Source organism: Terriglobia bacterium (assembly GCA_020072565.1).
Classification (GTDB): domain Bacteria; phylum Acidobacteriota; class UBA6911; order UBA6911; family UBA6911; genus JAFNAG01.
The window spans coordinates 1-20,617 of record JAIQGI010000073.1 but is presented as its reverse complement, the minus strand read 5'-3'; the positions used below and the strand labels follow the sequence as shown (position 1 = coordinate 20,617).

Sequence of the window (20,617 nt, the reverse complement as noted above, 5' to 3'; positions counted from 1 at the left end):
AAGGTAACACTCGCTGACGGACCTGGACGTGGACCTAGACTTGGACGTGGACTTGGACCTCGCCCCGGATGTTCTCATGCTCGGCACATTTTCGAGAGCATCCTAACGGCGGAGAGAAGGAGTTCGTCCGCTTCCTGACCTTGCGGCTGTTCGATGAGCGCTAAAGCGCGGCATGCATCGATGATTGCAGCACATTCCATGGCACTGCCCCGGGCCATGGTATAGAAGCGGCGCTGGTCCGGGCCACTGCTCTTTCCTGATCCCTCGGCGATATTCAGCGGAATGGAAAGGGATGCACGGCGAAGCTGGTCGGACATAGCCGCGTATCGTGGCGGCAGACTGTCGGCAATTCCGGCTGCAAGTGGCAAGAAGTGGACTGCGGCTTGATAAACATCGAGTTTGCGAAAGTTCACGCCCCACAAGATAGTCGAAGTCCAGGTCCAAATCGAGGTCCAAGTCCACGTCCACGCAGAGGCGGGTAGTTAAGTTAACGCCTATGGGCTTGCGCCCTGGGCTGCTGGCTGCGGTCGCGTCTGCGGGGCTCGGTGAAGGTGCTGCGGTCGCGTCTGCTGGGCTGGGGGAAGGTGCTGCGGTCGCCCGTGCGGGGCTCGGGGAAGGTGCGTGCAACTGATGAGAAGACGATTGGGTGGGGATGCGATGAATTACACCTGAACGGCCCCAACGGGGCCTTCTGATATGTGGCTCGCCCCGCTTTGCGGGGCAAGCTAGATCCACGCCTTCCAGGCGTGGTCGCTTACATGGGCCGAGCGGATTCTCCGCGGATCAGATCTTCAAAACGCTCGCGCTTTCTGATGGTTTTGACACGGCGCCCGCGTACCAGGACCTCCGCCGGCCGGGCGCGCGTATTGTAGTTCGAGGAGAGCACAAACCCGTAGGCGCCTGCACTCATGATCGCGAGCAGCTCCTTCGCCTTCACGATCGGCATTTCCCGATCGCGCGCAAGAAAATCTCCCGACTCGCAGATCGGCCCGACCACATCGGCTTTGCATCGGCCGCGCCGGTGGCGTGCCACCGCCTGGATGCCGTGATAGGACCCGTACAGGCTGGGCCGCAACAAGTCGCTCATGCCGGCGTCGACGACGATGAAGTTCTTTTCTCCTGTTCGCTTGGTGAGAACCACGCTCGTGACCAGAATGCCCGCATTGCCGACGATGACTCGACCGGGCTCGAGGATGAGGGTGCAATCGACGCCCCGGAGGGCTGAGAGGACCGCCCGTGCGTACTCTCCGGGGCAAGGGGGCTTTTCATCGTTGTACTCAATCCCGAGGCCGCCGCCGAGATCCATGTGCCGCACGTCGACGCCCTGCGCGCGCAAATTGAGGAAGATCTCCCTCAGCTGCCGCAACGCCTTCAGGAACGGCTCCATCGAGGTAATTTGCGAGCCGATATGGCAAGCGATGCCCGTAACCCGGACATGTCTGGACCGGCGCGCGCGGCGACAGATTTCGAGCGTATCGCCGGCGGAGATGCCGAACTTGTGACGGCGCGAACCGGTGGCGATGTAAGGGTGAGTGCCTGCGTCCACATCCGGATTCACACGCAGCGCAATATTGCAGACCTTTCCCAACGCCCGCGCCCGCGCCTCCAGCATCCCGAATTCGGCGGCGGATTCCACATTGAACTGCAGGATGCCGCGCCGCAACCCGAGGTCGATCTCGTTCTCGGTTTTGCCGACCCCGGAAAAAACGATCTTCTTCGGATCCGCCCCTGCTGCGATCGCGCGCATCAACTCGCCCTTGGAGACGACATCGAATCCGGCACCCAAAATACGAAAGAGCGAGAGGATAGCAAGATTGGAGTTTGCCTTCACCGCATAGCAGGTCAGGTGAGGCAGCGAGGCGAAGGCGTCGTCGAAAGCCCGGAACTGCTGTGCGAGGGCCGACTGGCTGTACAGATAGAAAGGGGTCCCGATCTTCCGCGCGATCGCCGCCACGGGAACGTTTTCGCAATACAGCTCCCCACCTCTGTAGTCGAAGGGCTGCACCGATGGCCCCTTTCGCAGAAGGCAAATTCTATGGCGGGTGACGACGCCGGTCAATCCTTTCGGGCATAAACAATACGGCCGGCGACCATGGTCTGCAGCACCCGCAAGTCGCGGTCGAGGAATACCAGGTCGGCATCTGCACCCGGAGATATGATCCCTTTTCTGTCTCCCATCAGCATGCAGCGGGCCGGCGTGGCGCTGGCCGCCGTGAGCGCTTCGTGAAGCGGAACATCCAGCCATTCGACCAGGTTGCGGACCGCGCGGTCGAGCGTAAGTGTACTCCCGGCCAGGCGGCCCTCGCTGTCGCGGCACTCGCCATGTTCGACCACGATGAGCTTGTCACCCAGAGGGTAGCTTCCATCGGGCATGCCGGCCGCGCTCGAGCCGTCGGTCACGAGCGGAGTCCGCTCGACCCCCTTCACCCGCAACAGCAGATTGAGCGCCGTAATGTGGACGTGGATGCCGTCGGCGATGACTTCGGCGAAGACCCGGTCATCGGTGAGGGCGACGCCCAGGATCCCGGGATCTCTCTGGTGCAGCGGCCTCATGGCATTGAAAGTATGAGTCGTCTGCAGCGCGCCCGCGTCCACAGCCGCCCGTGCCTGTTCCTCCGTGGCGTCCGAGTGGCCGAGTGAGACCTGGATGCCGAGGGAGCAAGCCTGACGGATCAGCTCGAGACCGGGATCCATCTCTGGTGCGATGGTCAGTCTGCGGATCGTGTTTCCGGACAGCTCGACGAAACGGAGGAAGCTTTCCAACTCGGCTTTTCTCAAGCAGCCGGCCTGGTGAGTGCCTCTGCGCACCGGATTCAGATAGGGCCCCTCCATGTGAATCCCGATCGGGGTGGCTCCGTCTGTCGCGGCATGGCGGTGCGTTGCCAGGCTGCGGATGGCGGTCTCCAGGTCGGCATCCGGCGCGCTCATGGTGGTGGCAAGAAATGCAGTCGTGCCGTAGCGAGCCAGGGCACGCGACGTGCCCTGGAGTGAGGTCGCGGAGCCGTTCATGAGGTCGTGTCCGGAAGCTCCGTGGACGTGCAAGTCGATGAATCCCGGAGCGACGATGGCATCCGGCAGGTGAATCAGCTTTTCCTGGGGGATGGGTCCCATCTCGGCCGCCGGCAGCATCCGGCGAATCCTGCCTTGTGCGACATGAAGCACGCAGTCAGGCCGCCGCTGGTAGGGAGTGAACAACGTATCGCACAGAACCCAGCGCTCTTCATCGTTTTGGGCTGGCGTCAATGTCGGTTTCCTCCCGTGAAGTCCTGCAGGGTCGAGGTTGCATCCGAAAGCAGTGGTTTCCGTGCGCCTCTCATGTCTTCGCAGGTTTCGTGAATTTCGTGGTTCTTGGTCGATATGCCTGATCGATCAATTCAATCGGGTGCGCTACACGGGTCGGCAGGTTTTTCGCACGCAGGCCGGCCTGGATTTGCAGCAGGCATCCCGGGTTGCCGCTGGCGACGACCTGCGCTCCGCTGCGAATGATATTGGCGATTTTTTCGTCCAGGATGCGTGACGACATTTCGGGGTGGGTGATGTTGTAGATCCCGGCGCTGCCGCAGCAGCGGTCGGCGTCGCGCAGTTCCACAAGCTCGAGACCGGGAATGCTCCGGAGCAGGTTGCGCGGTGCCGCCTTGATTCCCTGGGCGTGAAGCAGGTGGCATGGGTCGTCATAAGTGACTTTCAGATCCAGTCGCTCCATGTTCCTGTTGATGCCGATGGCATCGAGAAACTCGCTGATGTCGCGCACCCGCCGGCTGAAGGCCCGCGCGCGCCCGGCATATGCCGGATCGGCGGCCAGCAGTTCGTCGTACTCCTTGAGCATGGCTCCGCATCCGGCGGCATTCACGATGATAGCCGCGGCCTCTTCCTTTTCGAAAGCGGCAATGTTCTTGCGCGCCAGTTGACGCGCCGTCTCCGGATCCCCTTCGTGGAGATGCACTGCTCCGCAGCATGCCTGGCGCGCGGGCAGCGCAACCGAGAAGCCGTGGTGTTGCAGAACGCGCACGGTGGCTTCATGGACCGGGCCGAAAAGTTCCGGCATGATGCAGCCCTCGAAAAGCAACACCCGTTTCCGGCCGGTGCGTACAATGCCTTCCGACCAAGGGTATCGTGGCGACTTAGGAATCTCGGGCAGCAGAGCCTCCATTTGAATGAGGTGGCCGGGGAAGAGCCTTAATATTCTCGATGCCCGCAGCAATCTCCGGATGCCGCTGCGCTGATAGAATCTCAGCATGCGAAAACTGAAGTGCATGAGGCGCCGGCTGAGGAAAATCTTCCGCAAGACGAGATACCGCACGAAAGCTGCACCCGCCGACAGCCTCCGGCTTTTCCCGATCTGCGCGCGGGCTTCGTTCATCATCGCTGAAAAGCGCACGCCGGATGGGCAGGCGGTTTCGCAGGCGCGGCACTCCAGGCACAGCAGCATGTGTTGCTGAAATCTCGGGCCGGCGGCGCCAATGCGCCCTTCCTGCATGGCATTGATCAGGTAGATGCGGCCGCGCGGTGAGTCGGCTTCGCCGCCGAGCTGGAGATACGTGGGGCAAGCCGACAGGCAGATGCCGCAGTGGATGCAGTCCAGATGGGCGGTCTCGCGTGTTTCACTCTGCGCCGGCGCCTGGGCGGCCATGCTAGATCCCTCCCACAAATCTGCCCGGATTGAGCAACCCTTTGGGATCGAATTGCAGTTTGATGCGGCGCATCACGTCGAGTGCCGGAGCCTCATATCCCCAGACATCGAGGCGCTGCTTCACCTCGGGCTGAGCCTTTTCCACGACGAGGTGCCCGCCGGCTGCCGTGCATTGCCGCCGCAGGTCGGCGATTTCGCGAACCAGGTCGCCCGCGTCGCAACCTTCGTCGGGCCACTCATAAAGGCCATATATGATGGAGGTCCCAGCATGACAGAAAAGTAAGGTGCGCGCCTGCAGGCGCAGCCCTATTTCCACCATGCGGCGCCCGGCTGCAACCGTGGACTGATAGAGCACCGAGCATTTCAGCAGCAGTTCCTTGCCGTTGCCTTGTCTCTCGCGCGCCGATGCTGCCCGGCGCCATAACTCTTCGGATTCCTGCGTGCCGAGGGCGTTCAACACTTCTCCTCCTCCGGCGGGCGCGATCGCGCGGAGGCAGTCAAGCTGCCAGCGGACTGCCGCGTCGGCATCACCGAACCGGAGCAGGAGAATCCAGGGAGCGACATCCCGGTCGCCCGTCAGGGCTTCGAAAGCCGGGCAATTCAGGGCTTCGATGGCGTCCGGCATCAGATCGGCGCGGAGAAAAGACTGCGTGGCTTCGAGCGCGGCGTGCAGTGAGGGATAGGCCAGCACGGCGGTAGCAACGGCCTCGGATTTGGGCTGTACCTTGAAGGTGAGCTCGCTGATGATGCCGAGGGTTCCCAGGGATCCGGTGTAGAGCTTGCACATGTCATAACCGGTCACATTCTTGACCAGCTTCCCCCCCGCCCGGGTCTGGGTGCCGTCGGCGTGCACGACTCTGATTCCGATGAGCATGTCGCGCACCGTGCCGTAGCGGAAGCGGATTGGGCCGCTGGCGTTGGTGGCAACCAGACCGCCGAGCGTGGCCCGTTCCGAATGGGGCGGGTCGAGAGGAAGAAACTGTTTCCTGGAGGAGAGGGAATCCTGGAGTTCCTGCAGGGGAGTGCCGGCACGCACGGAAACCGTCATGTTGTCGGGCTCGTATTCGACCACTCCGCGCAGCCGCCCCGTGTGCAGCGCCAGCCGGGCCGAGTGCGGAGGATTGCCCAGGTGGAGTCTGGTGCCGCCCCCCACGGCCACCATCGACAGGCCGTCGTCGCACGCTTCCCTCACGACATGAGCCAGCTCTTCCACGGACTCGGGCGTCGCCTCACGCTCAATCGGAATGCCGTCGATGTGCAAAATGCTTCTGGCCACCTTAATGCTCAGTGATAGCGGCTGAATCGGGAGGGAAGGATCTTGCCCGGATTGCAGAGCTCATCAGGGTCGAATGCCAAGCGCACGCGCCTCATCGCTTCCAGATCCGCCGCCGAAAAAAGCATGTCCATGTACTCGTTCTTCTCGCTGCCGATGCCGTGCTCGCCGCTCAGCGTTCCCCCGGCATCAACACAGATCCGGAGCATCTCGCGCACCAGATCCAGGATGCGTACTTCCTCCCCCTCCTTCTTGCGGTCGAAAAGGAGGATGGGATGAAGGTTGCCGTCGCCCGCATGGGCGAGGCTGGCGAGCGGGACTCCCGCCCGGTCGGCGCACTCGTAAATGCGAGTGACGACCTCGCTCAGGCGATTGCGGGGGACGACAGCGTCGTGCAGGTACAAATCGCGCGTCATGCGGCCCACGGTGCCGAACGCCTCCTTGCGCCCTTTCCACAACCCCTGGCGTTCCTCTTCACTCTTCGCAACGCGAAGCTCCTGGCAGCCGTGGTGCAGGCAGATCTCCGCCACCTGGTCGGCCTGGACCTGCAGCGCAGAGGCGAGCCCATCGAGCTCGATGATCAGCACGGCGCCGGCTCCGACCGGCAAACCCGCATGTGTGGCGGCCTCGACCGCGCGGATCATGCGACGGTCCATCGTCTCAAGGGCGGCAGGTACGATGCCCCGTGCGATGATGACCGAGACCGCATCACATGCGTCCTTCAAAGACTCGAAGGCTGCCAGCAACGTTTTCGCCGATTGCGGCAGCCGGCTGAGCTTGAGGACGGCACGCGTCGCCACTCCCAGCGTCCCCTCGGAACCGGTGAACACCCCGACCAGATCATATCCGGGACAGTCCGCGGCACGGCTGCCAAGCTCGACGGTTTCTCCCGAAGGAAGGACTACCTGCAGGGCGGCGACATGGTTGGTGGTCGTGCCGTACTTGAGGCAGTGGGGGCCGCCGGCGTTTTCCGCCAGGTTTCCCCCGATGCTGCTGACCATCTGGCTCGAGGGGTCCGGCGCAAAGTAGTAACCCGAAGGCGAGGCTGCCTGAGACAAGTTGAGGTTGATCACGCCAGGTTGCACAACCGCCTGGCGGTTTTCGAAATCGAGTTCGCGGATGCTCTTCATCCGCGTGAGTGACAGGACCATTCCTCCGAACCGGGGCAGGGCGCCTCCGCTCAATCCGGTGCCGGCGCCGCGGGGGACGAAGGGTATGCCGTGCTTGCGTGCTACCCCAATAATCCGCGCGACTTCCTCGCTGCTGGCAGGAAGAAGCACAGCATCGGGGGGGTGGCGATGCAGGGCGAACCCGTCGCATTCGTATGCGAGCAACTCCTCGGGCTCCGACAGTACATACGCGGACCCAACAATCCCGCGCAGTTCGTCGAGTATTTCCTGCTTCAAAAGAGGCCCCTGCGTCATGCGGATACTGCCTGTTCGGATAGAGCTTGAAATTGAACGCGCCGATTATAACACTACTACTATATTTTCAGTTACTCGCAGTGTCGCGACAGTCGGAATACTCCTCCTCGGAGGACGCCGGACGGCTGCCCGGCATAGATCTCTGGACGCGGAAAGACGCTGAAGGACGCCGACAGTCTTGATATCGTCGGCGTGCAGGAGCTCCTGCCCGTGTCCATCGGCGGCCAATTTCCCGGTTTTTTCTCTGCCTGCCATCCAACTTCATGAATAGCTCAGATTAGCCTGTGGGCCCTGGCACCCACTTGTTTTTGAACGCCTGGGTGCTTCCCTGCGCAGAGAGAAGGCATTGAGGGCTACTGGATGCGGCGATACCGTGCTCTCTGCGCTGATGTTTTTTGTTTAGGTGATGTATAATCGCGGCTTACCAGGGGCGGAAGAGCATGAAGTCACAGATTTTCAAGCTTTTTGCTTGCCTGCTGATCGCAGAGTATTGGCCGGTGCCCGGGGCTGCGGTCTGGGGAGACCAGCCGCCCAAAGTGCTCAACGGCATAGACGTGTTGCGGCGGCAAAGCTTCGCCCCGTTGGCCGGCAAGCGTCTCGGACTGGTCACCAACCACACCGGTCTGGCTGCGGACGGCACTTCGACCATCGATCTGCTCTTCAAGTCCGGGAACTGCAAGCTTGTGGCGCTCTTCAGCCCCGAGCACGGAATCCGCGGAGTGATGGACGAAGGGGTCGCATCCACGGTGGATGAGGCGACCGGCCTCCCGATTTACAGCCTGTACGGTGCCACGTTGCGTCCGCGCCCGGAAATGCTGCGCGGCCTCGATGCGCTGGTCTACGACATTCAGGACGTCGGTGCCAGGTTTTATACTTACTCGACGACCATGGCGTACTGCATGGAGGAAGCAGCACGGGCCAGGATCCCGTTTTACGTCTTGGATCGGCCGAACCCGCTTGGAGGCTTGAGCGTGGAAGGGCCGATGCTTGATGCCGACAAGACTTCCTTCGTCGGTTACATGCCCCTGCCGGTGCGCCATGGGATGACCCTGGGTGAGCTGGCACGATTTTTCAACGCGGAGAACAGAATCGGTGCTGAGCTGCACGTTATTAAGATGGAGGGGTGGCGGCGGGGCTTTTATTTCGACGAAACCGGCCAGCTCTGGGTGAACCCTTCGCCGAACATGCGCAGTCTGCTGGAAGCCATCCTGTATCCGGGCGTGTGCTTGCTGGAGGGGACGAACGTCTCGGTAGGCAGAGGCACGGACAAGCCGTTTGAAGTGATCGGCGCGCCGTGGATCGAACCGCGCCGCCTGGCCGCAGCGCTGCAGGCCGCGCACCTACCCGGAATCGAATTCGTGCCGATTTTTTTCACGCCCACCGCCAGCACCAACCGGTCGCAGCAGTGCGGCGGCGTCAATCTGATGCTCACCAATCGCGGCCAGTTCCAATCCGTGCTGGCAGGCCTGACACTGATCTCCAGCCTGCGGAAGCTCTACCCGGACAAATTCGAGATTGATAAAACCGTCCGCCTGCTGGGGAATGCGCGGGCGCTGAATGCACTGAAAAATGGCGAGCCGCCCGCAAGCGTTCTGCGCGCGGCCACCGCCAGGATGCGTGACTTTCTTGCCAGGCGACAGAAGGCGTTGATCTACCAGCGGTAACACGATCCGGAGGGGAGAACTAGAGCTATGACTCCAGGCAAACGCAAGAAGAGAGGCGAAATCAAGATTACGATCGGGCCGTTTCGCAACCTCGCTGATTACGACGCTTGCATGGATATCCAGCGCGAGGTTTGGCATATCGAAGACATCGATGTGGTGCCGCTCATGGTTCTGTTGGCAGCGGAACGGCAGGGCGGGATTTCGCTGGGCGCATACAACAGCCTCGGCGAGATGATCGGTTTCTGCTGGAGCATCCTCGGGACCGACCACGGAGAAGTGTTGCAGCATTCCCACATGCTGGCCGTGCGGGCTGCCTACCGCAACTTCGACGTGGGCTACCGGTTGAAGCTGGCACAGCGCAAGGAGACCCTGCGGCGCAAGCTGAACACGATCACGTGGACTTTCGATCCGATGCACCCCTTGAACGCTTACTTCAATCTGGGAAAGCTTGGCGTCTGGTCGGCTGCATACCACGAGAACTTCTACGGGGAGAGCAGCAACTCGTTGCACCGGGGCCTTCCGACCGACCGCTTCATGGCTCGCTGGGATCTGAAGAGCCCGTCCGTCGAAGAGCGTCTGGATCAGGGTCCGCCGCGTCGGGACCTGCGCAAAGAACTGAAAAAATTCCCGTTGGTCAACCACCTGGAAGAGTTGGCGCCGGGCATGACGACATCATCGCCGCTCAAGCTGAACCTCGATGCGGTCGAGTTGCTTTTTGAGGTGCCCTACAACCTCCCCGATATCAAAGCCCGGAATCTGGGCGTGGCCCTGGAGTGGCAGGGAAAAATGAGGCAGGTGTTCCGGCATTACTTCAAAAAAGGTTATGCGGCTACGGACTTCTGGGTTGCCGAGGAGGAGGGGCATCTGCGCGCCTTCTATTTCCTGGAAACGAGAGGCAAGTAGGAGCCCCGAGGATCGAACGGTTCCGGACCGTGGATGAATGGAGATTTTGATCAGCACGTATGTGCTGGTGTCTGCGCTTTGCTTACTACCATCAAATGAGGAGATGAAGATGATAAGAAAGGCGTCTCTGTGTGCAGTACTGGCGCTGTTGCTCGTCTCGGCCGTCGCGAGCGCAGCGCCGATCCGGTTGGCTCGAACCCCGGACTACCACGCCGGGAAGATCACCTTCAGCTACCTGGGCGACATCTGGGTGGTGAATGAAGACGGATCGAACCCGCAGCGAATCACCATCAATACAGCTCGCGAGGTGAACCCCAGGTTCTCACCGGACGGCCGCTGGATTGCGTTCTCATCCAATCGGTATGGCAACAACGACGTATTCGTCGTGCCGGCGACAGGCGGCACGCCGCGCCGGCTGACTTATCACACAGGCAACGATGAAGTCGTCAGTTGGACGCCGGACTCAAAGAACATTATTTTCCGCGCTTCGCACGGTGACGGTGCTTTCCCCGGCACCGCGACCCTCTACCAGATCTCGGTCGAGGGCGGCCAGGAGGCCCCGCTCCCGGTGGACTGGGGCTGGTGGGGCAGTTTTTCGCCTGACGGCAAGCAGTTTCTCTTCAACCGGCACCCGGCTGTGTGGTCGCGCAAGCACTACCGCGGCAGCTATGCGGCCGACATCTGGGTGGCCGACCTCGCAGCGAAAACTTACCGGCAGATCCTTGCCGGCGAGAACTACAATCGCTACTGGCCGATGTGGGGTCCGAAGGATGAAGTTTATTTCATCGCGGATCCTCTGCCTAACGACAGGACCATCAAGCCTGGCACCCCCGAAGTGCGAAAGAGCTTGAACAACATCTACAAGATTTCCGCCAAGGGCGGCACGCAACCGGTCCAGGTGACCAGGCACACGGACGGCAATGTCTTCTTCCCCTCGATGTCGAGCGATGGCAAGGTCATCGTCTACGAAGAGAATTTCGGGATCTGGAAGCTGGATGTCGCTTCGGGCAAAACCGCCGAAGTCAAAATCGACATCGTAACCGACGAAAAAGAAAACGAGTTCGATGTTGTGGCAATCAACAACGAGGCCGACAGCTTCGACCTCTCGCCCTCCGGCAGGCGCGCCGTGATTTCGGCGCAGAACCAGATCTTCACGATCGCGACCGACCGCGGCGACATCACGCTCATTGCGAACGACAAAGGTGCGTCCCGCAACGAGTCGCCTCAGTGGTCGCCCGACGGCAAGTACATCTCATTTATCTCAGACCGCTCGGGTCGTCAGGAGATTTACCTGACCGACGAGGAGGGGAAGAACCTGAAAAAGATCACCGACCTGGACACCGACAAGGGCCCGATCCTGTGGTCGCCGGATTCCAAGGCGCTGATTTTCGGTTCGACCGACAAGAAACTGTATTACTACACGGTTGCGGACGGGAAAACCGTCGTGCTGACGTCGAGCACCATTTCTGCGCCCCGGTCGCCGGCATTTTCTCCCGATGGCAAGTGGGTCACGTTTGTGAAACAGGACGCGACGATGCGCAATCACGTCTATATCGCGCCGGTAACGGGCGGTGAAGAGCGTCACATTACCACGGACAGCCTCGCCTTCAGCGAAGGAAGTGCGGTGTGGACCGCGGACGGCAGGTTCATCGTCTACACCACTTCGTCCGGCACCGGCGGCGGCGTGGCGTCGACCGGCGGGCGCGCGCAGAACCAGATGCAGATGATGGTGTTGCCGCTGCGAGCACAGGACCGCGATCCGCTGAACCGCGACATCGACAATGAAGCGCAGGCCGTGTCTGCCGAGGCGACCGGGGGAAGAGGCGGCGCCCGCGGAGGCGGCGCAGCGCAACAGCAACCGGTCGAGGTCAGGATCGATTGGGATGGTCTGGCCCAGCGCGCGCGCCGGTTGAATGTCACGGGTGACACCTTCGGCGGGCTCACTCCTTCGCCGACAGGGAGCATCATCGCCTTCACATCAGCGTCAACCGGCGGCGGTGCACCCGGCGGCGGCGCGGCCGGTGAATCTACCAGCGGAATTTTCACCATCAACGTCGCCGACGGCAGCGGCCTCACGCGCGTTCCACCCGCGGCGCCCAGCACAACGGCGGCTGGCGGGGGACGCGGCGGTGGCGGGGGACGCGGTGGTGGCGGGGGCATGGCGTTTACGAGTGACGGCCGCACGCTCTACTTCCGCTCCGGCCGTGGAATCTACGCCGCATCCGTAGGGGGCGGCGGCGGAGCAGCTGCGGCGGCGCCGGCGGCTGCTACCGGCGGTCGCGGCGGTGGCCGGGGAGGCGCTGCAGCTGCCGCGCCGGCGGCCGCAACCACCGGCGGCGCGACCGCGCGCCAGGTGACTTTCACGATCACCACGGAACTTGATCACAAGGCACTGCGCAAAGAGGTCTTCGAAGAGGGCTGGCGGGTCATGAAGAACCGCTTCTACGATGCGAAGATGCATGGCGCCGACTGGAACGCCGCCAAGGCCACCTATGGCGCACTTCTCGACTACATCGTCGACGAGGAAGAACTGCACACCGTGATGATGCAGATGATCGGCGAGCTGAACGCTTCGCATACCGGCGTGAGCGGTGGCCCGCCTTCTGCCGATCGCTCTGTCGCTCAGACCCGCTACCCGGGCTTTGAGCTCGTGTCTGATCCTTCCGGCTACTACCGGGTGGGCTATATCTGGAAGGGGGGACCGGTCGACCATGAGTGGGTCAAAATAAAAAAGGGCGATTACATCATCGCCGTCGACGACCATGAGCTGAAGACTGCTGAGAATTACTGGCAGTACTTCACCTTCGCGGCCGGCCGGAAGTTTCACTTCCTGCTCAACAACAAGCCGGGCAGGGATGGCGCGTGGGAGCTGACGGTCGAACCCTGGAACAGCGGTGCGCTCAGCAATGCCCAGTACGCGAAGTGGGTGGAAGACCGCCGCGCCATGGTCGACAAGCTCAGCAACGGCGAGATCGGCTACCTGCATATCCGGGCCATGGATGCGGCTTCGCTGCGCCAGTTCACGCTTGATCTGGCCATGAACCGCAACAAGAAGGCGCTTATCATCGACCAGCGCTTCAACGGTGGTGGCGGCATCGACCAGGAACTGCTCTCGATCCTCGTGGGCGAGAAGTACCAGTACACGAGAGGCCGGGATGCCGGTCTCGATGTCCCTCGGCCGCTTGAAACCTTCTATGGGCCGATGGTGGTGATGCAGAACGAACGGTCGGCTTCCGACGCCGAGATGTTCCCGGCAGGCTTCAGAGACCTGAAGCTGGGGAAGGTCCTCGGTGTGCCCACCATGGGTGCCGTGATCGGCACCGGCTCGTTTACCTTGGCGGATGGCTCCAGCATCCGCACGCCGGGCTCAGGAGTATGGACCGCGGCGGGCGAGAATATGGAAAACTACGGCGTCAAACCCGACGTCTACATCGACAATACTCCGGATGACTTCGTCAAGGGCCGCGACGCGCAAATCGAGAAGGCCGTCGAAGTTCTGAAGGCCGACATCGCGGCCGGCAAGAAGAAAGCAGGCTAACGATTCTGTTCAGCCGGGGCTGTTAAACAAAGGGCGCGGAGCCATCCGCGCCCTTTGTGCTGTCCGAGACGAAATTCAAACGTAAGGGACCACGAACCGCGCGGAAAGCCTCTACCGATTATTCATGCATATTGGAGCGGACGCATCGGGTCGGAGATCGGGTCAGGTGATTTCTGGCCGCGAGCCTCCAGCGGGCGTTTTCCCCATTCTCGGGTGGAATCAGCCGGGAGGTGAGTAGGCGTTCATTGAGCGGACAATTCAGATGGCGCCAACGGAAAACGACCACCTGCGCCCGTGGCGTGAGGTCATGGAGCAATCGCTTGACTCCACCGGCGGAGGACCCTATAATCCTCTCCGTGTCGCGGGGTGGAGCAGCCTGGTAGCTCGTTGGGCTCATAACCCAAAGGTCGACGGTTCAAATCCGTCCCCCGCAACCAAGGATTCATACCGCAACAGCAATTCATAACACCAATCCAATCAAGGGGCTGAAAAGCCCCTTGGTTTATTTGCTGACCACCGTCCAGGGCCGTCGATCTGGCATTTTCTGCCTTCCATCAACACCCGTCAACAACTCGGTCGCGACTACAAATTGAGACTCTTGCGAGTATCGGTCCGCAATGTTCCTACGATCGCACCAACGAAACAAAGATGGCAAAGAACATTCCTACTGGTCTCTCGTGTAACTCTCCGCGCAGTGGAAGGCAAGTATGGCCGAGCTCGGCGGATCTGGGTGTTCGACCGCGGTGTGGTCAGTGAGGAGAATCTCGCGACGTTGCGCCGTCGTGACGCGCAGTACCTGGTGGGCACGCCGCGATCCGAACTGAAGAGTTTCGAGCAGGAGCTCTTGAGTGATGAATGGGAGCAGGAGCGGCCCGAGGTGGAAGTCAAACTTGTTCCGATCCGCGGCGGCGGAGAGACCTATGTTCTGTGCCGAACCAGTGCACGACAAGACAAAGAGGAGGCGATCCGAAGCAGCTTTCCGAGTGTTGAAAAGCGAGCTGTCGATTCGCCCGATTTACCACTTTCACTAATCGCGCACTCAGAAAATTCATGCGATGTCTGGCATATTTGACCATGGTTGAAGACTATGGTATGATTATCCCATGAAACAGAATGACGCCGTCCAGACCATCAGCATTTCGGAATTCAAGGCAACATGCCTTGCCGTTCTGGATCGGGTGAAGCGCACGGGTTGTCCTGTGCTGGTAACGCGGCGTGGTGAGCCCATTGCGCAAGTAGTGCCCCCTTCACCGCTGCCTCGTGCAGCCTCCTGGCTCGGATGCATGGCGGGCACGGCGAAGATCACCGGCGATATTGTTTCTCCAGCTGTTGATGAGATTGAATGGGAGGCTCTCGAAGAATGAGACTGCTGCTGGACACCCACATATGGCTCTGGTCTCTTCTCGATCCCTCTCGGCTTGCGCCACAGGTCATCGCCGAACTCGATTCCTCCGAGAATGAAATTTGGATTTCGCCGATCAGCGTCTGGGAGTCGCTGATTCTCGACAGCAAGGGCCGGATTGACCTCGGCGATGATCCGGCGGCCTGGGTCCGTCAGGCCCTGGCAAGGGTTCCCCTCCGCGAGGCCGCACTGACACATGAGATCTCGATTCGGAGCACCCAAATGAACATTCCCCACGCGGATCCGGCGGACCGCTTTCTGGCGGCCACGGCATCGGTGCATGAATTGACTCTGGTTACGGCAGACGAAAGGCTGATCACATCCCGCGCCATCTCGGTTTTTGCCAACAGGACATGATCTGCCAATTAACAAACTGCAATCGGGATCGCAATCGGTATCGCCATCGAAACGCTTAGCTGGCAAAAGCCGATCGCGATCGCGATAGCGATTGCGATCCCGATCCCGACGTTTGCCAACCAGAGACGCATGTGTCTTTCATGCGGATAACAAGGAAAGTCTGCGGGACCGCTACACTGCTGGAGTTCGCAGCACGGCCCTGCCGGCTTTTGGTGTATGATCACAGCTCGCGAAAAAATCCGGAATATCGCTTGAGTTGAAATGATCCTCGATTCCGGAAACATCGGATGCGAATTGACGGGCTGAAGCCCGTTTCCGGCGGGGTCCTGCTATCGCGCAACCGCGCTCGAGGCGGATGACGCTTTTTCAAAGAGCAAATATTGTGCGAAAAACGGCGAGACTGATTCCTGTTTTGCTTCTCCTGGGCCCGGCCGTCCTGCTCATCGGCAAGAGCGCGGTGCCGACGCCCGAATCCGTGTTCGGATTCCAGCCGGGCGCCGACTATAAACTGGCAACCTACGAACAATCGATCAACTATTTCAAGAAGCTGGCTGCGTCGAGCAAGTATCTGACGCTGGTAGAAGCCGGCAAGACCACGCAGGGCCGCACCTTCTATTTCGCGCTGATCTCGGACCCGAAAAACCTGGCGAAGGTCGACCGCTATCGTGAAATAGCCCAGCGCCTGGCGCATCCTGAAGGCCTGACCGACGAAGAGGCGCGCAAACTCGCGCGCGAGGGTAGAGCTTTCGTCAATCTCGATTGCGGCCTGCATGCGACCGAGGTGGCAGGCATGCAGCAGGCGCCGAAACTCGCCTATGATCTGATCCGCCGCGCGGACGAGCCGCGGATCAAGGAAATTCTCGACAATGACATCGTCATTTTGTGGCCATCCAGCAACCCCGACGGGCAGCAGATGGTGGCTGAATGGTACATGAAGAATGTCGGCACCCCCTACGAGCTGTCAAATTTGCCCCGCCTTTATCAGGACTACGTCGGCCACGACAACAACCGAGATGCGTATATGCTCAACATGATCGAGTCGCGCGTGCTGGAGCACGCCTGGCATCAATGGGAGCCGCAGATCATCTATGTGCAGCACCAGACGGCCCCGTTTCCTGCGCGCATCTGGCTGCCGCCGTTCTCCGAGCCCATCGGGCTTCACGCGCCCTACATCATTTCACGAGAGGTGAACATGATCGGCATGGCGATGGCAAGAAGCCTGGAAGAAAACGGGCAGGTCGGCGCCATTCACGCGGGCACGTTCACGGATGCGTGGTACGCCGGGTACCTCGACTATGCGCCCATGTTCACGAATATCGCGACGTTCTGGACCGAGACGGCGCTCTATGGCCTGGCAACGCCGCATGAATACTCGATCAACGACCTCGCACAGAACTTCCGCGATCTCCGGCCGCAGACCCTTTATTCCAGCCCATGGCCGGCCGGCTGGTGGCGGCTGAGCGATGCCGTCGCGTACATGGAATCAGCTTCGCTGGGGCTGCTCGAGTTCGCCGCCAAGTACAGGGAATCGGTGCTCTACGATCGCTATCAGGCAGGCCGCGATCAGATTGCCAAGGGGAAGAAGGACGCGCCGTTTGCCTACTTCCTGCCGCAGGACCAGCGCGATCCGGTGGCGGCTGTCGAACTGCTTCGGCGCCTCGCCTTCAACGGTGTGCGCGTGTGGCAGCTCACGGCGCCGGTCACGTTGGACAACGAGACCTATCCGGCCGGCACCTGGGTGGTTCCGACCGACCAGGAGTTTGCCGCCATGGCCCGCCAGGTGCTCGATGTTCAGAAGTATCCGGATCTGCGCCAGTATCCGGGCGGCCCACCGGAGCGCCTCTACGACGCTGCCGGCTGGACGCTGCCGCTTCAGATGGGCGTCAAGATCGCAACCGTCTCGAAGCCGCTGGCGGCGGAGATGCGCGCGCAGATGAAACTGCTGGGTCCGACGCCGGATCCAAGAGCGAAACCGACTCCATACAACCTCGCGGCTTCCGGCGACGCGGCGCCGTTCGACAGCGTGCCCGGCATCGGCTTCAACTCGAATCCGGCAGCCGCGGCCATCGTTCCCCCTCCGGGAAAGGTGTCACGCAGCGGGCCGGCGCTTGCCGTCGATCCTGCGCAGAACAACACATATCGAGCCATCAACCGGGCATGGAAACAGGGGGCGCGCGTAGAGTTTGTGGCAGGATCGCAGGGCACCGGCGCGCGCTACATTATCAGCGGCCTCTCCGAGCCGGCACAGTCTGACCTGGTCGATTCCCTGGCGCTCGTTGCCGAACGCACGGCCCCGGGCGGCACGGCCTTGAAGAAGCCGCGCGTGGGCCTGTTCCAGCCCTGGAGCTCCAGCGTCGACGAAGGCTGGACACGCTGGCTCCTCGAACAGTACGGGTTCGAGTTTGTGACCTTGCATCCTGAAGACTTTCATGCGCCGCTCGCGGACAAGGCCGATGTCATCATCCTGGCTGACGATGCCGCGATACCGGTGGCGGGTGGCGGCGGACGCGGTGCCGGCCCAGGAGCGGACCAGGGCGCCCGGGGAGCGGCTGCGGGGCGAGCCGGTGTTGCCGGCCAGGCGGGCGCTGCAGCTCAAGGAGCTGCGGCAGGGCAGGCGAGCGGAGGCCGGGCGGGCGGTGGCGCCCGGGCAGTTCGCCCGGAATACGCCTACACCGTGACGCAGGAGGACCTGAAAGCATTCGAGGCGTTCGTCCGCGCCGGCGGCACCGTGGTCTGCTTCAATCGGGCCTCTCGCTTCATCATTCAACAGTTCAAACTGCCGGTCAAAAATGTCGTGGAAGGATTGCGCCCGGAGGAGTTCCTGCTGCGCGGCTCGATTGTCGAGGTGACAACGGATCCGACCCATCCGGTGATGGCCGGGATGCCGGAGAAAGCAGCCGTGTTCGCCGACAGCAGCCCCGTCTTCGAGACGCTCGAGGGCTTCCAGGGCAAGGTGCTGGCAAAATATCAGGAGACGGGCACCCCGCTGCTCTCGGGAATCCTGATCGGCGAGAAGCATCTGCAGGGCAAGGCCGCCGCTCTCGATGTCGAGCTCGATAAAGGACACATCGTCCTCATCGGCTTTCGCCCCCAGTGGCGCGCTCAGTCGTTTGGGACATTCAGGATCGTCTTCAATTCGGCGCTATATGCAAGGTAACCCGCAGCCACAATCACAGAATCCGAACTGGCCGGTGCGCTGATCGTAGTCTCCGTCCCGGAAATCCTCCTGCACGCCGATCAAGGCCGAACCGTCGGCGTTTGTCAGCGTTTTTCCGCGTCCAAAACCGCATTTTGGTTGCACATTCTGGAATAGTCCAGGCTAGCGGATCCGGAGGTTCTTGGGGGGCTCGGGAGGAGTGGGTCTGTTTCTATATGCCACCCACATTTCGTCAACGAAAGTGCGATGAGGCTTGTAGTAGCCTCCCCCGCTGAGGATTTTCCAGGCCTGGCCTTGCATGAAGTCAGGATCGATGATCATGCCGGTCGCAGTCTGAATGGTCGCAAGATCAAGTGAATCATCAGGAGATAGCATCCACCGGTCCACATAGTCAAAGAACTGGGGATGATTCCACGCCTCCCTCATTCCCGGGATGAGTCGGGCTGCGAGGGCTTCGCCAACCCAGCTGACGCTGGTGCAGCACCGGCGATAGGACTCGCCGAGGGTGTTCTTCCAGGCAGCCGACATCAAATGCTCATAGGGTCCCCAGCCCGGATTTACCGACTCGCCGTTGATCCCGACATGACCGCCATAAACAACTGTCTCGGGCTTTGTATGCCAGGATCTTGAGTAGGTACCGACAGGGAGCGTTTCGCTGACCCGAATGGTCTGCATGTCTTCCCCAAAACTGGCGTGTGCGGATTTCATCTTCTCCTCAGCCAGCATCACACCGGCAAGGACTATGGGAAATTTTCGTCCACTGCCGTGTCCCCCGTGAGCCTGCCAGCCGGTGTGTCCCTGCTCGAGCAGGCCATACAAATCGATTCCATATTGAACGAGGTAGACAAGGAGGGACTCCTTCTGATCTGCGCTGAAATCCAGGGTGAGAAGCAGACCGGCGAACGACATGAGATAAGCGTTCTCTCTCCCATAGCTCGCCATGTATTCCGCAGGCACATCAAAATTGAAAAAGACAGAATCGACCCATGGCCGTTTCAGGTACCCCTCAAATTCGGAGAAGGGAGGCAGGTTTTGGACGGGTGGAAGCCTGGGCAGAAGTTGCCGCCCCAAATTTCGCGACAAATAAATGCGTGTGGATCCCTGAGCATAGGAAGGTCGAAAAGCGTCCAGGGGTTGGGGAACGGCCACGCTGGTGAGGATGGAAATCGAGGCTACCGGGCTCACGGATGTGTCAAAGGGCCGCATCACACAGGGCAGGTTGGCGCCGCTGACACTCCTGGATGACACCAGTTTGTTGCCCGGCGCCAGGGTGATCGGAGGATAAACGCGCAGACCGGGATCATACCTTCCCGACTGGGTACGGTCATCAAATCCGCTCCGTTGGATGTTGGGCTGAATATTCAGCATCGACCCGTGCCGCCCGTTGGTCCGCGTGGGCAGGGGCTGTATGTCGATCACGGTGGTCTCTCCCACGACATAATAATCGCCGTTCACAAACTGGCCGACGCGCGCGGGAGCGGCAAAAGTCCACGTTATCCCGTCCTTGCTGATACTGCTTTGCAGCGGAAGTTCCGCAAGGGCCGGCGTACGGGGCGGATTGCCGGCCGTATAGACCGGGACCTGGGCCAGGGCCGTGCAGGCATACAGGCAGCAGAAAACAGGAAGGAGCCGTCCAAATTCCAGTCTTTTCGACGGAGGCTTTCTCATGATGTACCTTCCTCGATGCCCTCGCACCGGAGGCGGGCCAAGCCGGAGCATCCCATTGTCCTGCAAATAGCGTTGCGGCCCGAAAAAGAGCACAGCGTTCCCGCTGCCTTCTCACGGTGCGCAGGAATTGCCTGCTGCACTTCTATCGCATAATGATTTCCGCCGATGTGTGGGGGGTCACAGACCAGCCAATTCCAACCCCGACTCCCGATCGGAACCACGCCTCCGTGTTCAGTATCTACGAATGGGACAGAGATATACAAAGCAAGCGCATTCGCCCCCGCTGCAAAGGGAGCGAATGCGCTTGGCCGCGTCCCATTCGTACTACTTCCCCATAAATCCTTTGCGCGGAGGCAAAGATTTTTGCCCCGCGACACAGAGCAGAAAGGCGCGACGCGCCGGCAGTGAGCAGCCCCGCCCGTGAGGGCGGGGCCTGGAGTTTATACATTCAAGACCGAGCCCAGGCCCGAAGACATCTGAGGTAGTCTGTCAAGTATTTTTGATTTCATGATTCTCTATGCGGCCTTGTCAATAAAGTCCAAAACCTCGGACCCTTTATTTCGAAGCGATTGGATATGAATCTCTTCGTTGTACATGACAC

14 protein-coding genes and 1 tRNA gene are annotated in these 20,617 nt (G+C 61.0%); 8 read left to right on the top strand and 7 right to left on the bottom strand.

The window, feature by feature from the left end:
- Positions 1–74: 74 nt before the first annotated feature.
- The 6 genes from LAP85_27055 to LAP85_27030 all read right to left on the bottom strand — a co-directional run bounded on the left by LAP85_27055 (position 75) and on the right by LAP85_27030 (position 7,309).
- The gene (locus LAP85_27055) at positions 75–413 is read right to left on the bottom strand and encodes a four helix bundle protein (GenBank protein MBZ5500072.1); all 339 of its coding nucleotides are present in this window, start codon (positions 411–413) and stop codon (positions 75–77) included.
- Positions 414–754: 341 nt separating this feature from the next.
- A complete protein-coding gene (gene lysA / locus LAP85_27050) occupies positions 755–2,005 on the bottom strand; it encodes a diaminopimelate decarboxylase (protein MBZ5500071.1) in 1,251 nt (416 codons plus the stop codon).
- Positions 2,006–2,055: 50 nt separating this feature from the next.
- Positions 2,056–3,243: an N-acetylglucosamine-6-phosphate deacetylase gene (gene nagA / locus LAP85_27045; GenBank protein MBZ5500070.1), complete on the bottom strand. Its 1,188-nt coding sequence runs from the start codon at positions 3,241–3,243 to the stop codon at positions 2,056–2,058.
- Positions 3,244–3,313: 70 nt separating this feature from the next.
- The gene (locus tag LAP85_27040) at positions 3,314–4,630 is read right to left on the bottom strand and encodes a 4Fe-4S dicluster domain-containing protein (protein ID MBZ5500069.1); all 1,317 of its coding nucleotides are present in this window, start codon (positions 4,628–4,630) and stop codon (positions 3,314–3,316) included.
- Position 4,631: 1 nt separating this feature from the next.
- Positions 4,632–5,906 carry an FAD-binding oxidoreductase gene (locus LAP85_27035; GenBank protein MBZ5500068.1) on the bottom strand — a complete coding sequence of 425 codons (1,275 nt, stop codon included), beginning with the start codon at positions 5,904–5,906 and terminating at the stop codon, positions 4,632–4,634.
- 8 nt (positions 5,907–5,914) lie between these two features.
- Positions 5,915–7,309, bottom strand: coding sequence for an FAD-binding protein (locus tag LAP85_27030; protein MBZ5500067.1), 1,395 nt, complete (start codon positions 7,307–7,309; stop codon positions 5,915–5,917).
- Between the two features lie 458 nt (positions 7,310–7,767).
- Between LAP85_27030 and LAP85_27025 the strand changes: the two genes are divergently transcribed.
- The 8 genes from LAP85_27025 to LAP85_26990 all read left to right on the top strand — a co-directional run bounded on the left by LAP85_27025 (position 7,768) and on the right by LAP85_26990 (position 18,348).
- The gene (locus tag LAP85_27025) at positions 7,768–8,991 is read left to right on the top strand and encodes a DUF1343 domain-containing protein (protein MBZ5500066.1); all 1,224 of its coding nucleotides are present in this window, start codon (positions 7,768–7,770) and stop codon (positions 8,989–8,991) included.
- A gap of 27 nt (positions 8,992–9,018) precedes the next feature.
- Positions 9,019–9,894 carry a hypothetical protein gene (locus LAP85_27020; GenBank protein MBZ5500065.1) on the top strand — a complete coding sequence of 292 codons (876 nt, stop codon included), beginning with the start codon at positions 9,019–9,021 and terminating at the stop codon, positions 9,892–9,894.
- Positions 9,895–10,003: 109 nt separating this feature from the next.
- Positions 10,004–13,432: a biopolymer transporter Tol gene (locus LAP85_27015; protein ID MBZ5500064.1), complete on the top strand. Its 3,429-nt coding sequence runs from the start codon at positions 10,004–10,006 to the stop codon at positions 13,430–13,432.
- 360 nt (positions 13,433–13,792) lie between these two features.
- A tRNA-Met gene (locus LAP85_27010) sits at positions 13,793–13,869 on the top strand.
- 293 nt (positions 13,870–14,162) lie between these two features.
- Positions 14,163–14,504, top strand: coding sequence for a hypothetical protein (locus tag LAP85_27005; protein MBZ5500063.1), 342 nt, complete (start codon positions 14,163–14,165; stop codon positions 14,502–14,504).
- A gap of 31 nt (positions 14,505–14,535) precedes the next feature.
- Entirely contained in the window at positions 14,536–14,796 is a 261-nt protein-coding gene (locus LAP85_27000; GenBank protein ID MBZ5500062.1) for a type II toxin-antitoxin system Phd/YefM family antitoxin, read from the top strand.
- Positions 14,793–15,191 carry a type II toxin-antitoxin system VapC family toxin gene (locus tag LAP85_26995; protein MBZ5500061.1) on the top strand — a complete coding sequence of 133 codons (399 nt, stop codon included), beginning with the start codon at positions 14,793–14,795 and terminating at the stop codon, positions 15,189–15,191. The genes LAP85_27000 and LAP85_26995 overlap by 4 nt, the downstream gene beginning before the upstream one ends.
- A 382-nt stretch (positions 15,192–15,573) precedes the next feature.
- The gene (locus LAP85_26990) at positions 15,574–18,348 is read left to right on the top strand and encodes a hypothetical protein (GenBank protein ID MBZ5500060.1); all 2,775 of its coding nucleotides are present in this window, start codon (positions 15,574–15,576) and stop codon (positions 18,346–18,348) included.
- 162 nt (positions 18,349–18,510) lie between these two features.
- On the opposite strand, the gene LAP85_26985 is transcribed toward LAP85_26990, so the two are convergent.
- Positions 18,511–20,016: a hypothetical protein gene (locus tag LAP85_26985; GenBank protein MBZ5500059.1), complete on the bottom strand. Its 1,506-nt coding sequence runs from the start codon at positions 20,014–20,016 to the stop codon at positions 18,511–18,513.
- Positions 20,017–20,617: the final 601 nt, after the last annotated feature.

Bases quoted from the DNA above. Each gene is read 5' to 3' on its own strand.
- LAP85_27015 (MBZ5500064.1), top strand. From the start codon at position 10,004: ATGATAAGAAAGGCGTCTCTGTGTGCAGTACTGGCGCTGTTGCTCGTC.
- LAP85_26995 (MBZ5500061.1), top strand. From the start codon at position 14,793: ATGAGACTGCTGCTGGACACCCACATATGGCTCTGGTCTCTTCTCGAT.
- LAP85_26985 (MBZ5500059.1), bottom strand. From the start codon at position 20,016: ATGAGAAAGCCTCCGTCGAAAAGACTGGAATTTGGACGGCTCCTTCCT.
- LAP85_27040 (MBZ5500069.1), bottom strand. From the start codon at position 4,630: ATGGCCGCCCAGGCGCCGGCGCAGAGTGAAACACGCGAGACCGCCCAT.
- LAP85_27000 (MBZ5500062.1), top strand. From the start codon at position 14,536: ATGAAACAGAATGACGCCGTCCAGACCATCAGCATTTCGGAATTCAAG.
- LAP85_27020 (MBZ5500065.1), top strand. From the start codon at position 9,019: ATGACTCCAGGCAAACGCAAGAAGAGAGGCGAAATCAAGATTACGATC.
- LAP85_27025 (MBZ5500066.1), top strand. From the start codon at position 7,768: ATGAAGTCACAGATTTTCAAGCTTTTTGCTTGCCTGCTGATCGCAGAG.